Source organism: Mesorhizobium sp. M0815, assembly GCF_040319995.1.
GTDB lineage: Bacteria > Pseudomonadota > Alphaproteobacteria > Rhizobiales > Rhizobiaceae > Mesorhizobium.
The window spans coordinates 1-20,038 of the sequence record NZ_JAMYOU010000037.1 but is presented as its reverse complement, the minus strand read 5'-3'; the positions used below and the strand labels follow the sequence as shown (position 1 = coordinate 20,038).

18 protein-coding genes are annotated in these 20,038 nt (G+C 65.0%); 10 read left to right on the top strand and 8 right to left on the bottom strand.

Features of this window, described 5'->3' with window-relative positions; all coding sequences use genetic code 11:
- Positions 1 to 126: 126 nt before the first annotated feature.
- From dnaJ to NKI01_RS27385, 5 genes are all read left to right on the top strand, one after another.
- Positions 127 to 1,257: a molecular chaperone DnaJ gene (gene dnaJ / locus NKI01_RS27405; RefSeq protein ID WP_023679852.1), complete on the top strand. Its 1,131-nt coding sequence runs from the start codon at positions 127 to 129 to the stop codon at positions 1,255 to 1,257.
- A gap of 116 nt (positions 1,258 to 1,373) precedes the next feature.
- Positions 1,374 to 1,979, top strand: coding sequence for a phospholipid N-methyltransferase PmtA (gene pmtA, locus NKI01_RS27400; protein WP_352481404.1), 606 nt, complete (start codon positions 1,374 to 1,376; stop codon positions 1,977 to 1,979).
- Positions 1,980 to 2,040: 61 nt separating this feature from the next.
- Positions 2,041 to 2,637 carry an NADPH-dependent FMN reductase gene (locus NKI01_RS27395; protein WP_352481403.1) on the top strand — a complete coding sequence of 199 codons (597 nt, stop codon included), beginning with the start codon at positions 2,041 to 2,043 and terminating at the stop codon, positions 2,635 to 2,637.
- Positions 2,634 to 3,347 carry an orotidine-5'-phosphate decarboxylase gene (gene pyrF / locus NKI01_RS27390; RefSeq protein WP_023718909.1) on the top strand — a complete coding sequence of 238 codons (714 nt, stop codon included), beginning with the start codon at positions 2,634 to 2,636 and terminating at the stop codon, positions 3,345 to 3,347. Before NKI01_RS27395 ends, pyrF begins: the two co-directional genes overlap by 4 nt.
- Before the next feature lie 23 nt (positions 3,348 to 3,370).
- Positions 3,371 to 3,658 (top strand): DUF1330 domain-containing protein, encoded by a 288-nt coding sequence (locus tag NKI01_RS27385; RefSeq protein WP_352965334.1) that lies wholly within the window; start codon positions 3,371 to 3,373, stop codon positions 3,656 to 3,658.
- Here NKI01_RS27385 and NKI01_RS27380 read toward each other — a convergent pair.
- The 6 genes from NKI01_RS27380 to NKI01_RS27355 all read right to left on the bottom strand — a co-directional run bounded on the left by NKI01_RS27380 (position 3,655) and on the right by NKI01_RS27355 (position 10,038).
- Positions 3,655 to 4,713: a D-alanine--D-alanine ligase family protein gene (locus NKI01_RS27380; protein WP_352481402.1), complete on the bottom strand. Its 1,059-nt coding sequence runs from the start codon at positions 4,711 to 4,713 to the stop codon at positions 3,655 to 3,657. The genes NKI01_RS27385 and NKI01_RS27380 overlap by 4 nt on opposite strands.
- A 159-nt stretch (positions 4,714 to 4,872) precedes the next feature.
- Positions 4,873 to 5,754: an SMP-30/gluconolactonase/LRE family protein gene (locus NKI01_RS27375; protein WP_352481401.1), complete on the bottom strand. Its 882-nt coding sequence runs from the start codon at positions 5,752 to 5,754 to the stop codon at positions 4,873 to 4,875.
- Complete coding sequence (locus NKI01_RS27370; RefSeq protein ID WP_352965332.1) at positions 5,754 to 6,392, bottom strand: 2-dehydro-3-deoxy-6-phosphogalactonate aldolase; 639 nt, start codon at positions 6,390 to 6,392, stop codon at positions 5,754 to 5,756. The genes NKI01_RS27375 and NKI01_RS27370 overlap by 1 nt, the downstream gene beginning before the upstream one ends.
- Positions 6,389 to 7,339, bottom strand: coding sequence for a 2-dehydro-3-deoxygalactonokinase (locus NKI01_RS27365; protein ID WP_031193988.1), 951 nt, complete (start codon positions 7,337 to 7,339; stop codon positions 6,389 to 6,391). The genes NKI01_RS27370 and NKI01_RS27365 overlap by 4 nt, the downstream gene beginning before the upstream one ends.
- The gene (locus NKI01_RS27360; protein ID WP_352789065.1) at positions 7,339 to 8,106 is read right to left on the bottom strand and encodes an SDR family NAD(P)-dependent oxidoreductase; all 768 of its coding nucleotides are present in this window, start codon (positions 8,104 to 8,106) and stop codon (positions 7,339 to 7,341) included. Before NKI01_RS27360 ends, NKI01_RS27365 begins: the two co-directional genes overlap by 1 nt.
- 132 nt (positions 8,107 to 8,238) lie before the next feature.
- Positions 8,239 to 10,038 carry a GtrA family protein gene (locus NKI01_RS27355; protein ID WP_352481399.1) on the bottom strand — a complete coding sequence of 600 codons (1,800 nt, stop codon included), beginning with the start codon at positions 10,036 to 10,038 and terminating at the stop codon, positions 8,239 to 8,241.
- A 130-nt stretch (positions 10,039 to 10,168) separates the two neighbouring features.
- Between NKI01_RS27355 and NKI01_RS27350 the strand changes: the two genes are divergently transcribed.
- The 5 genes from NKI01_RS27350 to NKI01_RS27330 all read left to right on the top strand — a co-directional run bounded on the left by NKI01_RS27350 (position 10,169) and on the right by NKI01_RS27330 (position 15,019).
- A complete protein-coding gene (locus NKI01_RS27350) occupies positions 10,169 to 11,176 on the top strand; it encodes a glycosyltransferase (RefSeq protein WP_352495457.1) in 1,008 nt (335 codons plus the stop codon).
- A 7-nt stretch (positions 11,177 to 11,183) separates the two neighbouring features.
- The gene (locus NKI01_RS27345) at positions 11,184 to 11,558 is read left to right on the top strand and encodes a GtrA family protein (protein WP_352495456.1); all 375 of its coding nucleotides are present in this window, start codon (positions 11,184 to 11,186) and stop codon (positions 11,556 to 11,558) included.
- Between the two features lie 216 nt (positions 11,559 to 11,774).
- On the top strand, positions 11,775 to 12,716 hold the full coding sequence (gene gshB, locus NKI01_RS27340) for a glutathione synthase (RefSeq protein ID WP_352965330.1): 942 nt from the start codon (positions 11,775 to 11,777) through the stop codon (positions 12,714 to 12,716).
- A gap of 162 nt (positions 12,717 to 12,878) precedes the next feature.
- Entirely contained in the window at positions 12,879 to 14,411 is a 1,533-nt protein-coding gene (locus NKI01_RS27335) for a YifB family Mg chelatase-like AAA ATPase (protein WP_352965339.1), read from the top strand.
- Entirely contained in the window at positions 14,411 to 15,019 is a 609-nt protein-coding gene (locus NKI01_RS27330) for a GNAT family N-acetyltransferase (RefSeq protein ID WP_352965328.1), read from the top strand. The genes NKI01_RS27335 and NKI01_RS27330 overlap by 1 nt, the downstream gene beginning before the upstream one ends.
- Positions 15,020 to 15,220: 201 nt before the next feature.
- Here NKI01_RS27330 and NKI01_RS27325 read toward each other — a convergent pair whose 3' ends face one another.
- Positions 15,221 to 17,392 carry a malate synthase G gene (locus NKI01_RS27325; protein WP_352965326.1) on the bottom strand — a complete coding sequence of 724 codons (2,172 nt, stop codon included), beginning with the start codon at positions 17,390 to 17,392 and terminating at the stop codon, positions 15,221 to 15,223.
- A gap of 290 nt (positions 17,393 to 17,682) precedes the next feature.
- Positions 17,683 to 19,710 (bottom strand): hydantoinase/oxoprolinase family protein, encoded by a 2,028-nt coding sequence (locus NKI01_RS27320; RefSeq protein WP_023718895.1) that lies wholly within the window; start codon positions 19,708 to 19,710, stop codon positions 17,683 to 17,685.
- Between the last annotated feature and the right edge of the window lie 328 nt (positions 19,711 to 20,038).

Genomic DNA, 20,038 nt, shown 5'->3' with positions numbered 1-20,038 from the left:
GAAAAAATGCGGACAAAGCCTCGTAGACACTGGCATCCCGGCTCCATCACACCTAAATCGGAACAGCGTGCCGGCAAACGACGCAACGATACTTCAAGACGTTGACTATCCGGACTGCGGGAAAACATGAAAGCTGATTTTTACGAAACGCTGGGCGTGCAAAAAGGCGCCGACGAGAAGGAGCTCAAGAGCGCTTTCCGCAAGCTGGCCATGCAGTTCCATCCCGACCGCAACCCAGGCGACCATGCCTGCGAGCACAAATTCAAGGAAATCAACGAAGCTTACGAAACGCTGAAGGACCCGCAGAAGCGCGCCGCCTACGATCGCTTCGGCCACGCCGCCTTCGAGCACGGCGGCATGAATGGCGGGGCGCAAGGCTTTGGCGCCGGCGGCTTCGCCGACATTTTCGAGGACATTTTCGGCGACATGATGGGCGGGCGCCAGCGTCGCTCGTCCGGCGGTCGCGAGCGCGGCGCCGACCTGCGCTATAATATGGAAATCACGCTGGAAGAGGCATTTTCCGGCAAGACCGCGCAGATCCGCGTGCCGGCATCGATCTCCTGCTCGGAATGCTCGGGCAGCGGCGCCAAGCCCGGCACCCAGCCCGTCACCTGCTCGATGTGCAACGGCCACGGCAAGGTGCGCGCCACGCAAGGGTTCTTCTCGATCGAGCGCACCTGCCCGCAATGCCAGGGGCGCGGCCAGACCATCAAGGATCCATGTCCGAAATGCGCCGGCCAGGGCCGCGTCACCGAGGAGCGCTCGCTGTCGGTCAACATCCCTGCCGGGATCGAGGACGGCACCCGCATCCGGCTTGCCAATGAGGGCGAGGCCGGCCTGCGCGGCGGCCCATCGGGCGATCTCTACATCTTCCTCGCGGTCAAGCCGCACGAGTTCTTCCAGCGCGACGGCGCCGATCTTTATTGCAAGGTGCCGATCTCGATGACGACGGCAGCACTTGGCGGCTCGTTCGAGGTGACGACATTGGACGGCACCCAGACGAAGGTGAAGGTGCCGGAAGGCACCCAGAACGGCCGCCAGTTCCGCCTCAAGGGCAAGGGCATGCCGGTGCTGCGCCAGCCCAATATCGGCGACCTCTACATCCAGACCGTGGTCGAGACGCCGCAGAACCTTTCGCGCCGCCAGCGCGAATTGCTGGAGGAATTCGAGCAGCTTTCCTCAAAGGACAATTCGCCCCAGTCGAGCGGATTTTTCGCCCGCATGAAGGACTTTTTCGAAACGTTCGGCGAGCATTGAAGCTGATCCCTGGAAACGCTTCCCGAGCGTCATCAACACCTTATCCGGGGATTCGCCTTGTCTTGCACCTCGTAGCTGCTAAGTAGCATGCGAGGGAGCGTTGAGGAGGACTTTCGATGACGCGTAGTCCCGGACTGCGAAAGACGCTGGCGGAAAAGTTCGACGACGAACTGAAGTTCTTCAAGGGCTGGATCGACAAGCCGAAGGCGGTCGGTTCGATCGTCCCGACCAGTTCCATCACCGCGCGCAAGATGGCCTCGATCGTCAATCCGAAATCCGGCCTGCCGGTGCTCGAGGTCGGGCCTGGCACAGGCGTCATCACGCGCGCCATCCTCGCTCAGGGCATAAAGCCTGAAAATCTCTACGCGGTCGAATATTCCACTGATTTCGTGCGCCATCTGCGCCAGCTTTATCCAGGCGTCAACGTCATCGAGGGCGACGCCTTCAATCTCGACGCGACGCTCGGTGACAAGCGCGATCTGGTCTTCGATTCGGTGATATCGGGCGTGCCGCTGCTCAACTTCCCGGTCGCCCAGCGCATCGCCTATGTCGAGAGCCTGCTCGACCGCATCCCGGCGGGCCGGCCGATCGTGCAGCTGACTTACGGGCCGCTGTCGCCGATCCCGCCGGGCCGCGGCGACTATACGGTCGAGCATTTCCATTTCGTCATCCGCAACATTCCGCCGACGCAGCTTTGGATCTACCGACGCGGGGCCGCCTGAATTGCAGCGTTGGGTTTGAATAGCACTTGTCTTATACCCATCGGGTGACAAGGCAGACCCCATGGCTGTGATCCCGAAAATTCTCGTCGTCGCCGGTTCGGTGCGCAGCGGCGCCTATAGCGCCAGGACCGCCGACGTTGCGCAGAAGGAACTTGCCATGCAGGGCGCGGAGGTGACCCGCATCTCGCTCGCCGACTATCCGTTGCCGATCCTCGACCAGGATCTGGAAAAGGAAGAAGGCATTCCCGAAAACGCCGTCAAGCTCGGCCGGATGATCGCCGCCCATGACGGGCTGCTGATCGCGACGCCCGAATATAACGGCTCCATTCCACCGCTGCTCAAGAACACCATCGACTGGGTAAGCCAGCTGCGCAAGGATGGCGGCCGGACGTTCAGGCCGCTTGCCGGCAAGGTTGCCGGCCTCTGCTCGTCTTCCAACGGACCCTTCGGCGGGATACGCTGCATCAACCATCTGCGCGCCGTTCTGGTGCGCTGCCGGATGGAGGTGGTGACACCGGAATGCTCGGTGCCGGAGGGCGGCAACGCCTTCGACGACGAGGGCAACTTCAGGGACGAGAGACTACGCCAATCGATGGAGCACCTATGCCGAACGCTGATCGAAACCTCGCGCATGCTGTCGACGCGGATCGAGGCATGATCCCGGACGCCGCGCATGCCGACACGATGCAGGAAAGGCTGATCGTCGGCCTCGACCTGCCGACGCTGAAGGAAGCCGAGAAAGCGGTGCGCGAGCTCGACGGGATCGTCTCCTTCTACAAGATCGGTTACCAGCTCGCCTTTGCCGGCGGGCTCGACTTCGCCCGCGAGCTGGCCAGCGGCGGCACCAGGATCTTTCTCGACATGAAGCTGCTCGACATCGATAACACGGTGGCCAAGGGGGTCGACAACATCGTCAGGATGGGCATGAGCATGCTGACCATCCATGCCTATCCGAAGACGATGAAGGCGGCGGTCGAGGCTGCGAAGGGCAGCGACCTTTGCCTGCTCGGGGTCACCGTGCTGACCTCGATGGACGAGCAGGACGTGATCGACGCCGGCTATGAATATGATCCGCATACGCTGGTGCTGAGGCGCTCCGAGCAGGCGCTACATGCCGGCATGGGCGGCATCGTCTGCTCGGCCGAGGAAGCGGAGGCGGTGCGCCGCATCGTCGGCCCCGACCTGGCCGTCGTGACGCCGGGGATCCGGCCCACGGGCAGCGACCATGGCGACCAGAAGCGGGTGGTGACGCCGGCGCAGGCGATCCGCAACGGCTCCAGCCACCTCGTGGTCGGCCGGCCGATCGTCGGCGCGGCCGACCGGCGGGCGGCAGCTGAAGCCATCCTCGATGAAATGCGCTCGGCATAAGGACCAAAAACCAGGAGAAACCGATGCCCAAGGGATACTGGATCGCTCGCGTCGACGTGCGCGATGCGGAAGGCTACAAGGACTATGTCGCAGCCGCCAAGCTGGCCTTCGACTGCTTCGGCGCCAAGTTCCTGGCGCGCGGCGGCGCGCATGAGAAGGCCGAGGGGCCGGGCCGCGACCGCAATGTGATCATCGAGTTTCCGTCGCTTGCGGCGGCGCATGACTGCTACCACTCGCCCGAATACCAGCGCGCGGTCGCGATCCGCCAGAAGGTGGCTGATGGTGAAATCGTGCTGGTCGAGGGGATTTAGGCGCGAAGTCGGTTCATCGCGGTCTCGGCCATCGCATTGGCGAGGCTCAGGCCCCATTGCTGGCGACAGTAATCGCGGAAATCGAAGCAGGGCAGGCCGGGGCAGACCTCGAACTCGATGAGGTGCACGCTGTCGTCGGCTTCGACCCGGAAGTCGATGGAAAACACATCCCGCAGGCCAAGCCCGACCATCAGGCTTTCGGCGATGCGACGAATTCTTGCATCGGCTCGAGGCTGGCTGGCGCCAACGGGAAGCAGCAACGGCTCAGCGTAATTTCCCGCGGCTTTCGCCGCTACACCGGTATCGCCGTAAAGCGCCAGGCTGTCCTGCATGGTCTGGAAATCGCTGCCCGAATCGACAAGGGCGATGCCGATCGCCTCGGCGCCGGTATCCGGCTTCAATCCGAGAAAACTGGCGCGCGCGTTGCGGCCGGCGACATAGGGCTGGACCACGACATCGTCGCGATAGGCGGCGAAGACGCGCCGGCTAAGCTCCAGCGCGTGGCCGAGATCGTGGCAGCGCGAATCCGGCCAGATGCCGATCTTGGCGCCGAGCCGGTTCGGCTTGACGAACCAGCCGGCGGGCGAGTCCGGCGGCGCGACCAGCCAGGCTCCGTCACGGGCAAGGCCCGCCCGCGGCACCGGCAAGCCAAGCGCGCCGAGCACGGCGCCGGAACGGAACTTATCCTGACAGAGCGCAAAAAGCGCATCGTCGGCGCCGATCGCCTTCAGGCCGTTCAGCCGTGCCAGAGCTGGTGCCGCGCCGCCGCGGAAATAGGCGATGCCGTCGGTCAGTGTCCAGACGAGCGTGGTCTTCGGGTCCTCGCCGGCGAGAACGCTTGCGGCGGCGTCGAGTGTCACCGGCGCAAACGACAAGCCGCGCTTCTGGCAAGCGGCGGCAAGTGCGTCGAATTCAGCAGCGATGTCGGTCGATTGCGCCAGATAGGAGGCGATTTCGACGGCACGCTCCGGCACGTGGTTATCGGCGACCAGCCGATCGAAGCAGGCCTTTTCCGGCTCGTAGACAAGGATCAGCTTCGGCTTGCGGCTTGACATGGGTGGAACGGCTCCTGGCAGCACGATTGCCTACCATCGCACGGGGAACGCATTCGGCTTGCGCGGAACCGACGTTGATCGGACGCCTGCACGACAGCAAGCGCACCATCTTCTTGTTTGACCATGATCTTTTCCGAACCAAAGGTTCGGGACCATGGTCTAGCCAATCAGCACGCGCGGCTCGAAGCGACCATTGACTGGAATGTCGAGCATAAACGTCATGCCGGCTTGCGGGTCGAGCAGGCGCTGCTTCTCGCTCTTGCCGGACCAGGCGGAGGTGACCGCGATCCGGTCGGCATTCCTGCCGACAAAAGCCGGACAGGACGGCTGCGTCGCCGGCATCGCCACCGAACGGACAAGCTTGCCGTCGGGTCCATAGGCTTCGACGACGCTGCCGCCCCAGCAAGCGTTCCACAATATGCCGTCGCGGTCGAGCACCGAACCATCGATATAGCCCTTGGCCGAACGGTGATCGACGAAGACCTTCGGTTCGCCAACCGGCAGGCCGGTCGCAGGATCGCAGCCGACGCGCATCAACAGCCCGGTGCTGGTGTCGGTATAATGGGCGATGGTCCCATCTTCGGAAAAGCAGATCGAATTGGGCACCGTGAGATCCGCATAGAGCCGGCGCAGCTCGCCCTTGAAGAACCAGTAGATAGAACCGGCGGCCTTCTCCTCGCCCTTACCCATGGTGCCGACCCAGAGGGCGCCGCAAGGGTGAACGCGGGAATCGTTCGAGCGGGTGACCGTATTATCGGCCTCGATCGGCGTGTGCAGCGTCAGCTTGCCGGTCGCGACATCGCGGACATGCAGGCCGGTCTCGGTGGCGATCAGCTGGCGTTGGTCGTCGACGATGGCGATGGCGCTGGCCATCTGACCGAGCTCGTGGATTTTGACCGCACCGCCGGACAAGCGCTGTTCCAGGAGCTGGCCGTTGACGATGTCGAACCAATAGAGCGTGTCCGTGGCAGGGTCATAGCTTGGCCCCTCGCCGAGTTGGCAGACATGGTCGGAAAAAACCGAAACGATGGTCTCGCTCATCATGCCGCTCCAAACGCCGCGTCCCAGGCCACGACCGCAGCCTTCGCCCGTGCTGCCACTTCGTCGATGCTCATGCCCGGCTTGAACAGGCTGGAGCCAAGACCGAAGACGGTGACGCCGGCCGCTTTGTAGCCGGCAAAGTCCTTGTCCGAAACGCCGCCGACGGCGCCGACCAGCACACTGGCTGGCAGCACCGCGCGCATCGCCGAAATGCCCGCCGCGCCAAGCACGCTCGCCGGGAAGAATTTCAATGCCGAGGCGCCGAGCCGGATTGCTTGAAATGCCTCGGTCGGCGTGAACACGCCGGGCATCGTCACCATGCCGTACTGCATGGCACGGCCCATGACCTCGGCATCGATATTGGGGCTGACCAGCAGCCGCCCGCCGGCCTTGTGCAGACCGTCGACATCGGCGGCGGTGAGCACCGTGCCGGCGCCGACCAGCGCCATCGGAGGAAGCGCTTCGACAATACTGGCGATGGAAACAAAAGGCTCGGGCGAGTTGAGCGGCACCTCGATTGCTTCGATGCCGGCGCCGAAGATCGCCTGGCCGATCGCCACCGCCTCGCTTGGCTTGAGGCCACGCAGGATCGCGACCAGACCCCGCTTGAGCTTTGGAAAAGGTGCGGTTTCGGTCATGCGGCAACTCCATTTTTGGCGATCATGCCATTTTCGCGCGCGGCTTCGGCAAGGCCGGCACGCACCGCCTCATCGGCGTCGACCGCCCTGAAAGCGAGCCCGGCAAGGCCGAGCGCCTCGGCATAGAGCCTGCCGAGTGCGCCCGATGCGATCAGCACGACGGGCACGGCGCTTGCCCCATAGCGGCTATTTGCCGAAGCGATCTCGCCGCCGATCAGCAGGCCGGACAGAGAGGCTGCGGCATCTTCGGGCTTCAGGTCCTGCAACAGGCTGGCGGCGCGGATCGAGAACAGTCTTGAAACGATGTCACCGCCCTCGGCCAACGCCTTCAGGCACCAGTCCCGGAAAAACGGACTTTCGGCGGCAACCGGCTGCGGCGGCTCGCCCAGCGAATGGCGCAGGATCGAGTGCGCAGCCAGCACCGAAAACAGCTCGCCGGTCGGCCAGGTGCCGAAGCCGGCAATGGAACCGTCCTCGACCAGCACCCATTTCGAATGGGTGCCGGGCATGCAGACGAGGTGGCGTCCCTGTGCCGGCAAACCGGCGCCGGCAAGCTGCGTTTCCTCGCCGCGCATGACGTCAGGCGCATCGGCAAGGCGTTGGGCAAGGCCGGGCACGATGCGGATGTCGCGGCGCTGGCCGGGGATGCGGGCAGCGCCGGCGAGGATAGCGCCGATCGGCGCCGGCACGCTGACATAGGGCGCCTCCAGCCAGCCCTGGCGCGAACCGGCCATCCCGCAAATGATGACCGGCAGCGCCTCGGGGGCACCCATGGCAGCCAGATGCCCTTCGAGAACGGACGAAAATCCTTTAGCCTGGGCGGTGATCAGCCCGTCATCGCCGCGCCGCTCGGCGAGAACCTTGCCGGCGCCGTCGAGCAGCCACACCCTCATCCGGGTGGTGCCCCAGTCGACGGCCGCGACAGAAGGGGCCTTGCTCGATGAGATCACAGGAACCCCCCGTCGACGATCAGCATCTGCGCGGTCAGCATGCGTGAAGCATCCGACGCCAGGAACAGCACGGTGCCGACAACGTCTTCCGGCTGCATCACCTCTTTGATGCACTGCTTGGCGACGTGGGCGGCGAGCGCCTGTTCGGTGACCCAGAGCTTTCTCTGTCGCTCGGTGATCACCCAGCCGGGCGCGATTGCGTTGACGCGAATGCCGTCGACGCCGAGCTTGCCGGCAAGACCCTTGGTGAGGCCGACGATGCCGGCCTTGGCGGCGGTATAGGCCGGCATATCGGGATGGTTGATGAGAAACGAGGTCGAGGTGAAATTGATGATCGAGCCGCCACCGGCCCGCTTCATGCCCGGCGCCACCGCCTGTGCGCTGAAGAAATGCGGGCGCAGGTTGATGGCATGATTGTTGTCCCAGAACTCGACCGTGACGTCTTCGACGGCATGACGGTCATCCTGCGCGGCATTGTTGACCAGCACGGTCACGTCGCCATGCGCCTCGGCGGCTTTGGCAACTGATAACCGCAATGCCTCGATATCGCGTATATCGGTCTTGAGATAGAGCGGCCGCCGGCCGAGCTCCTTGTCTAACCGATCGGCCAGCGCCAGGCTCGGACGGTCGGCGATATCGATAAAGGCGACCTTTGCCCCCTGGCGGATAAATCCCTCGGTCAAGGCGGCTCCAATGCCGGAGCCGCCACCGGTGATCAGCACCGAAGCGCCTTCGAGGTCGGCAAAGTGTGCCGATGGCATCATGAATTCTCTCCCGGTCCAACGATCTCGGTCTGACCGGCGCGCATCCTATCCAGCCATGTCGGGCGGGCAAGGGCGAAAGAGTGGATAGTCGGGACTTATGTCCGACAAAAGGCCGCACGCGCCCCCGATCGATCAGCCGCCCAGCCGGACGTGGTACAATTCGACGGCGGCTCCGCTGGTCCCGGCAACCGGCTCAAGCCATTCCGGTACGCTGCCGCGCATCAACCCGGCGAGAAAACCTGCCGGCGCCTTGGCGGCGAGGAGCTTGCTTTCGGGGCTGCCGGGGCACAATGCGACGAGGCCGACGTGATGATCCGCCAGGATTGTCCTGGCATCGGCATCGGACCCAAGGAAGGCATCGAGCGCCAGCAGGTTGCCGGCGACGTTGCGATGATAAGGCCCGGCGAAGACGCGGTGTCCGGAATAGGCCAGGATCGGCGATCCGAGATTGGAAATTGCCAGCACCGTGGTGCCGGGCAGGCGGCCAAGCGCCGCAAAGGAGGCCATGCGCTGGCAAGCGACATCGGCGCCGTCGCCATTATCGGCGGCGGTATTGCTGTCCTCGAAGGCGACCGAGGTCGCCGCGGCAGCCCCAGTCCAGACGGCATTCACCGAAACCAGCCAGACGGCGGCCATGCGCAGCGCCACGCCGCGCGACGGGCTGGCCTCGGCCCGTTGACGCCATTTGGCAATCCAGGCAGCAAGCGGGATGACGGCGAAGGCGATCGAGAATGTCGAACCGCGCACCTGCCAGGCACTGACGATGAAGGCCACGACAAGCAGCGTGCCGACAAGGCTGTCCTGCCGCCGCCAGCCGCCACGGCCAAGGCGAAGCGCCATCAGCACGAGCGCGATGAGCGGCGTAGCATAGCGCGCCACCACCCCGGCCGGATCTTCAGCGAGAAGCTTGAACAGCGATTGCGCCTCGTCGATGTGATCAAGCCATAGCTCCTTGAGGCGCGGATCGAGGTTGGCATAGGGCGCTGCCAGGCATTGCGGGAACAAAAAGACGACGACTGCGGCCAATATCAGGGCAAGCAGGCCAAGCGAGGCGATGCGCCGTTGGCGCGTGCGGCCAGCGGGCTCGACCGACGCTATCGCCGCAAGGCCGGTTCCGGCAATCGCTGCGACGACGAACTGCACGGTCGAGAAGGCGTCGCATTGCGCCTGACCCCAGGCGGACGGTGCGATGGTGGCGACAAAGACGAGAGCGGACACGCCGGCAAAGCCGAGGCCGAAATCCCTGGCAATCGGCCTCTCGCCATCGGCGTCGAGGGCAAACAGCGTGGCGACAGAGGCGCCGATGGTGGCGACATAAGGCGCGGTTTCCATGCCGACGGCCAGCATCAATCCGGCGCACAGGCCGGAGAGTAGTGCCGCCGGCCTGCGCAACGGCGCTTCAAGCAGAAGGCTCAGGCTGGCCATGCTCAGCATCAGCTGGACATTGTGGTGATCGAGCGCGCCAGGCGAAAAAATGCCGAGGAAGTGCAGTGCGGCGGCGCCGACGACGACAGCGGGCAGCACGGCGCCGTCACCGGCAAAGCTGCGCGCGGTGCGAGCGGTGAAAAACACGGTCAGGCAAAAGAGCAGCGCCGGCCACAGCACTTGCGCAAAATTCTCGGCAAAGACCGTGCTCCCGGTCAGGGCCGACACGGCCGTGATGGCGGCGATCGGCGCATCGACCAGCCGCGACCAGTGCATGACGAAGCCGCCTTCCAGGCCCATCCTGTACTGGTGCAGATCGAACCAGCTTTGGCCGGCCAGCATGTCGCGAACTTCGACAAGGCGCAGCAGATTGTCGTTGTCGCCGCCGGCATTGGTCAGTTCCGGGAAACCGGCAAAGGCATTGACGGCAAGCGCCAGCAGCGTGGCAAGCAGCGCCAGCGCGATATCGGACCTCCAAATGGAGGCGCCATCGTCGGCTGTGCTCATATCAGGACCTTTGGAAGGAATACGGGGCGGTTTAAACCTAGCCTTAACAGCTTCAATAAATAGTAAAGCCGCCCCGAGCGAGGCCGGCGTTTGAGCGGTCAGGGACCTCACAGGGCATCCGGAGACGAAAATGCCACAAGAAGTGCGCCATGAGCCGAGCATCGCCGTGCTCCTGCCTTGCTACAATGAGGAGCTGACGATCGGCGAAGTGGTGCGGCGCTTTCGCGAGACGCTGCCTGCCGCCGCGATATATGTCTACGACAACAATTCGCGCGATCTGACGGCGCTCCGAGCCCGCGCCGCCGGCGCCATCGTGGTGCGCGAGCCGCGCCAGGGCAAAGGCAATGTCGTGCGCCGCATGTTCGCCGACATCGAGGCCGACATCTATCTGATGGCCGACGGCGACGGCACCTATGCGCCGGAGGACGCGCCGCAACTGATCAACGCGCTGCTGACCGAGCGCTCCGACATGGTGGTGGGCACCAGGCGCGGCGTCGCCGACGATGCCGGCAGGACTGGCCATGCCTTCGGCAACCGCATCTTCAACAGCCTCTACAAGCGGCTGTTCGGCTCGGACTTTACCGATATCTTCTCGGGGTACCGCGCCTTCACCAGGCGCTTCGTCAAGAGCTTTCCCGCCGTTTCCGGCGGTTTCGAGATCGAGACCGAAATGTCGGTGCACGCCTCGCAGCTCAAATTGCCGGTGAGCGAGATCGGGCTCGACTATGGCCGCCGGCCGGAAGGCTCCTCGTCGAAGCTGTCGACCTTTCGCGACGGCGCGAAGATCCTGTGGATGTTCGCCATGCTGATGAAGGAGACACAGCCGCTGCGTTTCTTCGGCGCTTTTTCGGTGTTCTTCCTGGCATCGAGCCTGTTCCTGATGGCGCCGGTGCTGATCGAGTTCGCCGAAACCGGGCTTGTGCCGCGCATGCCGACCTGGGTGCTGTCGGTCGGGCTGCTGCTGCTGTCGATGCTGGCGGCGGTGACCGGGGTAATCCTCGATTCGGTGTCGCGCGGCCGGGCCGAGCAGAAGCGCATCTTCTATCTGTCGATGCCTTCCGGTCGCGTCGAACGTGAACGTGCAAGCGCCCTCGCGACTTTGAAGGCCGGACCGGGCAAGACCCCGCGCGCGGCCTAGAGCCTGAATGGGACGCCTCGCCCGCTTCATTTTCGCCGGCGGCATCGGCTTCGTCGCCGACGCGGCGGCGCTTTGGCTGGTGCTGACGATAGCGCCGCTCGGACCATTCGCGGCTCGCATCATTTCGATCGGTTTTGCCCTGTCCGTCACCTGGTTGATCAACCGCCATCTGACGTTTTCGCCTTCCAGCCGCGGCATCGCGCAAGAGGGCGCACGCTATGGCGGCGTCGGCATTGCCACCAGCGTCGTCAATTATCTCGTCTATTGCGCCATCCTGTTCGCGCTGCCGACGGTGTCGCCGCTCATCGCCCTTGCGGTCGCCTCGCTGATTGCCATGGCGCTGTCCTTCCTCGGCTATTCCAAGCTGGTCTTCGATCGCTGACGGCACATCGCATTGGGATCTGCGCCAAACGAAGCGCAGCCTCATCATGACCTTGGCCGATTGGCAGAAGCCGCCGATTTCCTTATATCGCTGTCGTCGATGCATCGGCGCGAAAATCGGAATCGATTTTCGGACAGCACGATGCATGGCTTCAAAAGTGTTGGAGCGTACTTTGTGCATCCAAGTGGATCGCTGCAAGTGCGCCGGAGAGCTGCCATGCCCCTGAAAGTCGCCGTCCAGATGGACCACATCTCCACCGTGTCGATTGCCGGCGACACGTCGTTTGCGCTGTCGCTGGAAGCGCAGCGGCGCGGCCACCAGCTGTTCCACTACACGCCCGACCGGCTGTCGCTGCGCGACGGCAAGGTGTTTGCCCGCATCGAGGCGATGCAGGTCCGCGACGAGAAGGGCAGCCATTATTCACTGGGCGAAGAAATCCGTACCGATCTTTCGGAGATGGACGTCATCCTTTTGCGGCAGGATCCGCCCTTCGACATGAACTACATCACCACCACGCATATCCTCGAGCGCATCCATCCGAAGACGCTGGTGGTCAACGACCCGGCCTGGGTGCGCAACAGCCCGGAAAAGATCTTCGTCACCGAATTTCCCGACCTGATGCCGGACACGCTGATCACCAAGGATCCGCTCGAAGTCGCCGCCTTCCGCAAGGAGTTTGGCGACATCATCGTCAAGCCGCTCTACGGCAATGGCGGCGCCGGCATCTTCCACCTGCACGAGGCCGACCGCAACCTCGCCTCGCTGCTCGAAATGTTCGGCCAGATGTTCCGCGAACCCTACATCGTGCAGCGCTACCTCAAGGAGGTGCGCGCCGGCGACAAACGCATCATCCTGATTGACGGCGAGCCGGTCGGCGCCATCAACCGCGTGCCGGCCGAGCACGATTCGCGCTCCAACATGCATGTCGGCGGCCGCGCCGAAAAGACCGAGCTGACAGAGCGCGAACGCGAGATCTGTGCCCGCATCGGCCCGTGGCTGAGGGAGCGCGGCTTCATCCTCGTCGGCATCGACGTCATCGGCGACTACATGACCGAGATCAACGTGACCTCACCGACCGGCATACGCGAAGTGCAGCGCTTCGGCGGCGCCGACATCGCCAGCCTGTTCTGGGATGCCGTGGAGGAGAAGCGCACCTAGCCTCGCTTCGCGAGCGGCCGCGTTGCAAACCATTGCAGCCGTTGCGCTCAGCTGTTCCCCAAATGTTCTTGACTTCGCCGGAAATCTGTGGTTGTCTCGGGTGACGCCGTTCGCGGCATGATCGCAAAGGCTTGGGGCAAAGCCTGCATCCGGGGTGAAGACATGGTGGCGCGGGTTCGCACGGTTGCTTTCCAGGGCATCGAGGCCGTGCCGGTCGACGTGCAGGTGATGATCGCGCCGGGCAAGGTCAACATGCACATCGTCGGCCTGGCCGACAAGGCGGTGGCCGAAAGCCGCGAGCGGGTGCAGGCGGCGCTGCATGCATCCGGCCTGTCGATGCCAACGAAGAAGGTCACCGTCAATCTGGCGCCGGCCGACCTGCCCAAGGAGGGCAGCCATTACGATCTGCCGATCGCGCTCGGTTTGATGGCGGCACTGGGCGCCATTCCGGGCGACATGCTGGCCGGCTATGTCGTGCTTGGCGAATTGTCGCTCGACGGCACCATTGCCGCGGTGGCCGGCGCGCTGCCGGCGGCGATCGGCGCCAATGCCGAAGGCAAGGGCCTGATCTGCCCGTTCGCCTGTGGCCCGGAAGCCGCCTGGGCCGGCAAGGATTTCGACATATTGGCGCCGCGCAGCCTGATTGCCATCGCCAATCATTTTCGCGGCACGCAGGTTCTGTCGCGGCCGGAAGCCGGCATCCATACTTCGGCGCGCGACTTGCCCGACCTTGCCGACATCAAGGGCCAGGAGACCGCCAAGCGGGCGCTGGAGGTGGCGGCCGCCGGCGGTCACAACCTCTTGATGGTCGGGCCGCCGGGGTCGGGAAAATCGATGCTGGCGCAGCGGCTGCCGTCGATCCTGCCGCCGCTTGCGCCGAAGGAATTGCTCGAAGTCTCGATGATCGCCTCGGTGGCCGGCGAGCTCGGCGAAGGCAAACTCACCGACCGGAGGCCGTTCCGGGCACCACACCATTCGGCCTCGATGGCGGCGATGGTCGGTGGCGGCCTGCGCGTGCGGCCGGGCGAGGCCTCGCTTGCCCATCACGGCGTGCTGTTCCTCGACGAGTTTCCCGAATTCTCGCCGCAGGCGCTCGATGCGCTGCGCCAGCCGCTGGAGACCGGCGACTGCATGATCGCGCGCGCCAATCATCGCGTCACCTATCCGGCGCGTATCCAACTGGTCGCGGCGATGAACCCGTGCCGCTGCGGCATGGCCGGCGAGCCGGGCTATCGATGCCTACGCGGCGACCGCTGCCGCACCGACTACCAGGCGCGCATTTCCGGCCCGCTGCTCGATCGCATCGATCTCAGGATCGAGGTGCCGGCGGTCTCGGCCAGCGATTTGATCCGGCCGGACCGGGCGGAGAAGAGTGCAGCCGTGGCACTTCGCGTGGCGCGGGCGCGGACGATCCAGCGTGAGCGTTTCGAACGGCTCGGCGCGACCTCCGCCACCACCAACGCGCATTGCTCGCCGTCGGTCATCGAGGAGATCGCCATGCCCGATGCCGCCGGCCTGTCGCTGCTGAGGGACGCCAGCGAAAAGCTCGGCTTTTCCGCCCGCGCCTATCATCGGGTGCTGAAGGTGGCGCGGACGCTAGCCGATCTCGAGGCCAGCGAGACGGTCGGCCGCGTCCATCTGGCCGAAGCAATTTCCTACCGCATGAGCTCGGAGCGGATGGCGCAGGCGGCGTAGTGCTTCTGCTGCTCGCTGGAAGTACGGTTGCGGGTTCGCGCCCGATGATCGCATATGTTACGGTCATGCACCTAACCGGGGCTGAGGCGGGGATGATTTCTGTTTCGCCGGCACGCAGTGCCGAAGACTTCGAGACCATGGCCGGGCTTTGCCGCAAGCTTGCACAATGGGATGTCGACGCCGTGCAGCCTTACGGCGTCTCGGAGGAGGACGTGAGGACCATCTTCCACCCCGAAAGGAGCGGCAGTTCGCTGGCAGCGAAGTTCGGCGCGCCAGATGCCATGGCGTTTATCGCGCGATCGGAGAACCTACCGGCGGGCTGCCTCGCCTTTGACCAGTTCGACGACCATACGGCGGAGATTCACAAGTTTTTTGTCGACGCGTCGTTTCGCGGAAAAGGAATCGGCCGTGCGCTGATGGGGGCCGCGCTGGCGGAGATCCGGAAAGGCCGAATCCGGACGGTATTGATCCACACGACGTTCTACATGAAAAACGCCATTGCCGTGTATGAGTCGTTCGGCTTCAGGCCCTGCCCGCCCTTCCGTGAAACCCCGGAGCCGGTCAGACATACCGATATTTTCATGTCGTGCTCGATCTCGCCCGCGTGAGGTTAGAGGCAGCCGCGGTGTGGAGGACGCGGCGTCCCTCGACTTGCCCTATTTTTGGAAATCGAACCTAGGCCCCGATGATCCTCTTCCTGAGGCGCATCGTCAGAATGGGCGTTGGCGCACTTCATGCAGGACCCCTCCCGGCCCTTCGGGTCACCCTGCCCTCAAGGGGAGGGGGACGCCGGCTCCCGCGCCTTCGCTTCAGGCGCCTTGCTTCGCCTTCAGTTCCAGCCGCCGCGCGTGAAGGACCGGCTCGGTGTAGCCGTTGGGCTGGATGCGGCCTTTGAAGACGAGGTCGCAGGCGGCGAGGAAGGCGATGGACTTGTCGAAATCCGGTGCCATCGACCGGTAGAGCGGATCGCCTTGGTTCTGGCGGTCGACAATCGCCGCCATGCGCTTCATCGTTTCCATCACCTGCTCGGGCGTGCAGACGCCGTGGTGCAGCCAGTTGGCGATGTGCTGCGAGGAAATGCGCAGCGTGGCACGGTCCTCCATCAGGCCGACGTCGTTTATATCTGGCACTTTCGAGCAGCCGACGCCCTGGTCGATCCAGCGCACGACGTAGCCCAGAATTCCCTGCGCGTTGTTGTCGAGCTCCTTCTGGATGTCTTCGGGCGACCAGTTCGGCCGCACCGCGACCGGCACCGACAAGATGTCGTCGAGCCTGGCCTTGGGCCGGCTCTTCAGCGCCTGCTGCACGGCGTGGAGGTCGACCTTGTGGTAGTGCGTGGCGTGCAGGGTTGCCGCCGTCGGCGACGGCACCCAGGCGGTGTTGGCGCCGGCCTTGGGATGCGCGATCTTTTCCTTGAGCATCGCCGCCATCAGGTCGGGCATCGCCCACATGCCCTTGCCGATCTGGGCGTGGCCGGCCAACCCGCATTCCAGGCCGGTATCGACGTTCCAGGCTTCATAGGCGGCAATCCAGGCGGCCTGCTTCATGTCGCCCTTGCGGATCATCGGGCCGGCTTCCATCGAGGTGTGGATCTCGTCGCCGGTGCGATCGAGGAAGCCGGTGTTGATAAAGACGACGCGGTCCCTGGCGGCGCGGATCGCCTCCTTGAGGTTGACGGTGGTGCGCCGCTCCTCGTCCATGATGCCCATCTTGATGGTGTTTTTCGCCATGCCGAGCAGCGCCTCGACGCGGTCGAAAATCTCGACGGCGAAGGCGACTTCGTCGGGGCCATGCATCTTGGGCTTCACGATGTACATCGAGCCGGCGCGAGAATTGGCGCGGCGCCCGTTGGGGCCAACATCGTGCAGCGCGATCAGCGCCGTCATCGCCGCATCCATGATGCCTTCCGGCACCTCGTTGCCGTCGCGGTCCGATATCGCCGGATTGGTCATGAGGTGGCCGACATTCCTGACCAGCATCAGCGAGCGGCCGGGCACGGTCAGCGTGCCGCCATCGGGCGCGGTATAGGCGCGGTCGGGGTTGAGCCTCCGGACAAAGCTCTTGCCGGCCTTGGTGATCTCTTCCGCCAGGTCGCCCTTCATCAGGCCGAGCCAGTTGCGGTAGACCAGCACCTTATCCTCGGCATCGACGGCGGCCACCGAATCCTCGCAGTCCTGGATGGTGGTCAGCGCCGATTCCAGCACGACATCGGCAATGCCGGCCGGATCGGTGCGGCCGATCTGGTTGTTGCGGTCGACGACGATTTCGATGTGCAGGCCATTCCTGGTCAGCAGGACGGCATCGGGGTCGGCTGCATCGCCGCGATAGCCGGCAAACTGCTTGGGGTCGGCAAGCGTGGTGGCGCCGCCGCCCTCGCCCAGCCGCAACATGCCGTTGGCCACCGAAAGCCCGTTCGCGCCAGCCCATTTGCCTGTCGTGAGCGGCACCGCCTCGTCGAAGAAGCTTTTCGCCCAGGCGACGACCTTGGCGCCGCGCGCCGGATTGAATTTGTTGCCTCGCTCGGCGCCGTCCGTCTCCGGGATGGCGTCGGTGCCGTAGAGCGCATCATACAGTGAGCCCCAGCGCGCATTGGCGGCATTCAGCGCATAACGCGCATTCATCACCGGCACCACCAACTGCGGCCCGGCGACCAGCGCGATTTCCGGGTCGACATTTTCGGTCGTCACGCTGAAGGCCGGCCCCTCGGGCAGGAGATAGCCGATCTCGCGGAGGAAGCTCTTGTAGGCCTCCATGTCGACGGGCGCGCCATTGTCGCGGTACCAGCGGTCGAGCTTGTCCTGCATGGCATCGCGTTTTTCGAGCAGCGCCCGGTTTTTTGGCGAGAGATCATGGACGATCGCCGAAAAACCGCTCCAGAATGCCTCCGCTTCAATGCCGGTGCCCGGCAACGCCTCGTTCACGACAAAATCATGAAGCTGGCGGGCAATCCGCAATCCGGCGATCTCGACGCGATCGGTCATCAGGGCTTCTCCAGGCGAAGGGCTAGGCCGGGCCTTTGGCATGTCGCGGTTGCAGGGTCAATTCGGCATAGGTGAAGGTAGGGCGTTTTCGCCGTTGCAGGAGCTGCCAATCTCCCCACTTGTGGGGGAGATGCCCGGCAGGGCAGAGGGGGGCGTGAAGGATCGCCGACCTTGCCATTTACGACCAGCCGCAAGTCTGAGGTGTTACCGCGAAAGACTGAGACGTTGGCGGGACAGCGCGCCCCTCTGTCCTGCCGGACATCTCCCCCTCGAGGGGGGAGATCGGCTAATCACACCGCCATCCTTGGCCTGCCCGACGCGACCGCCACGACATGCGCCTCGATGAACATGCGCTGGCCCTCGACGGTGGAGACGCGGAACTCGCTGGCGATTTCGATCTCGGCGCTGTCGGTGCCGGCGTCCTTCGCCCGCCCGGCGGCAATAGCGCGCACATCTCTCTCCGCCGCGGCGATCGCCGCCGCCTCGTCGTTGAAATCGCGCACGCTTTCGCCTGAGGCGACACGGAACAGCCCTTCCTTGGGCTGGCTGACCCGCGCCTCGGCCGAAACCCGGACCTGGCCGACGACGGCGCCGAGCGCATTGGCCACATCGGTATCCTCAGGCACCACGCAGTCATTGCCGACCAGCTCGGCCAGGCCGGCATAGTGCAACGGCGCCGAGGCGCCGAGGCCGATGACCGGACGGTCGAGCGCGACGCTGAGCCGGGCGATGCCGGGATGGGCGTCGACGGCGCGCTGGACCAGCGCGTGGGCGACGGTCGCCGCGCCATCCAGCCCATCCTCGGCGAAGGCGGTCTCGAGGATGACTTCCGCCGACAGGCGGGTCAGCGTGGTCAGCACCCGTTCCGAGATCGCCTCCGGCGAGGCGGCGATGAACTGGCCGCGGCCGTCACGCCTGCGCGCGAACAGCTCGGCACCCAGACGCGCCGCAGCCAGATCCCAATTGGCCTGCCTGCCCAGCACATGCGCGGCATCCGACGGCGTGAAGCCGGCGACATGCACCAGCCCGCGCGACACCAGCCGGTTCAAGGTGGCGTTCTGGGCATTCGAAGTCAGCAATCTGTCGAGAGCCTGCGGCACGGCACCGATCAGCTCGTAAAGCTTGGCTTCGGCACCGGTCAGTCCGGCCGCGAGCCGCTCCGGCACGCCGGTGCGCACCGCGAGGCGGCCATCCATGCGGCCGGGATTGGGTGCGCGCAGCTGGCGTTCCAGTTCTGATGTGACCGCGTCGCCATGCATCATGCCGGCCAGCGCCAGCGGCACCAGGCGGCGCGGCCCGAGCAGGATCTTCGGGTTGAGCGCGCCGTCCTCCAGCGCCACTTCGGAATCGCCGCCGAGGCCAAAAGTGCGCATGGCGACGGCCTCGACCATGGTGCGGAAGCCGCCGACGGTGGCGCCTTCCGGATCGAGCCGCGGCCGGCCCTTGTCCAACACCGCGACGTCGGTGGTGGTGCCGCCGATATCGGAGACCACGGCATTGTCGAGGCCGGTCATGTGGCGGGCGCCGACAAGGCTGGCGGCCGGGCCGGACAGGATCGTCTCGATCGGCCGCTGGCGGGCAAAGGCGGCCGAGACCAGCGCGCCGTCGCCGCGCACCACCATCAGCGGGGCGGCGATCTTGCGCGCGGCCAAAAAACCTTCGGTTGCCGCGACCAGCCGGTCGATCATCGAGATCAGCCGGGCGTTGAGCAAGGTCGTCAGTGCCCGGCGCGGGCCGCCGAGCTTGGCCGACAGCTCGTGGCTGGCGGTGACCGGCAGGCCTGTTATGTCGCGGATCAGGTCGCGGGCGGCAAGCTCGTGCGCCGGGTTGCGGGTAGCAAAATAGGCGCAGACGGCAAAGCCGGACACCGACTTTTCCAATTCCGGCAAAGCTGCCTCCAGCCCGGACAGATCGAGGCTCGCCGCATTGCCGTGGACATCGTGGCCGCCGGGGCAGAACACCACCGGATCGGTGCCGAGCGCCGCCTTCAGCCCGTCGCGGGCAAGGTCGCCCTCGGCAAAACCGATCATCACAAGTGCTACGCGGCCGCCCTGGCCCTCGACCAGCGCATTGGTGGCAAGCGTCGTCGACATCGACACCAGCTTAATCGCCGCCGGGTCGGTGCCGGCTTTTTGCAGCACCGCATCGACCGCGCCCGATATGCCGACCGCCAGGTCGTGACGGGTGGTTAGCGCCTTGGCCTTGGCCAGAACTTTTCCGCCGGGGCCGCCGGCCTCCGACCACAGCACCGCGTCGGTGTAGGTGCCGCCGGTGTCTATGCCGAGGAACAGGGGGGAGGGTTTGAGCTTGGCGGTCATTGGCGGGTCCGGAGAATTCGTCTCCGCCCCTTAGCGGATACCGGCCGATCGATAAAGCCGCGATGGCTGGGCCACGGGCGAACACGCTGCAGGCTCGCCCAATGCCGGCGGGACAGCACCCCCCTCTGTCCTGCCGGACATCTCCCTCTCAAGGGGGGAGATTGGGTGTCACCCACGCTCTCGCAAATTTTCAACGCTGCAAACAGGGTGGCCGCCGGCGAAGCTGCCAATCTCCCCCCTTGAGGGCCTGTTGCGTAATTCGCTGATTGTGATTCTCTGAGGTGGACGGTCTGAGGGAATCGCGATGGCAGTGAAGCAGACGGGCCAG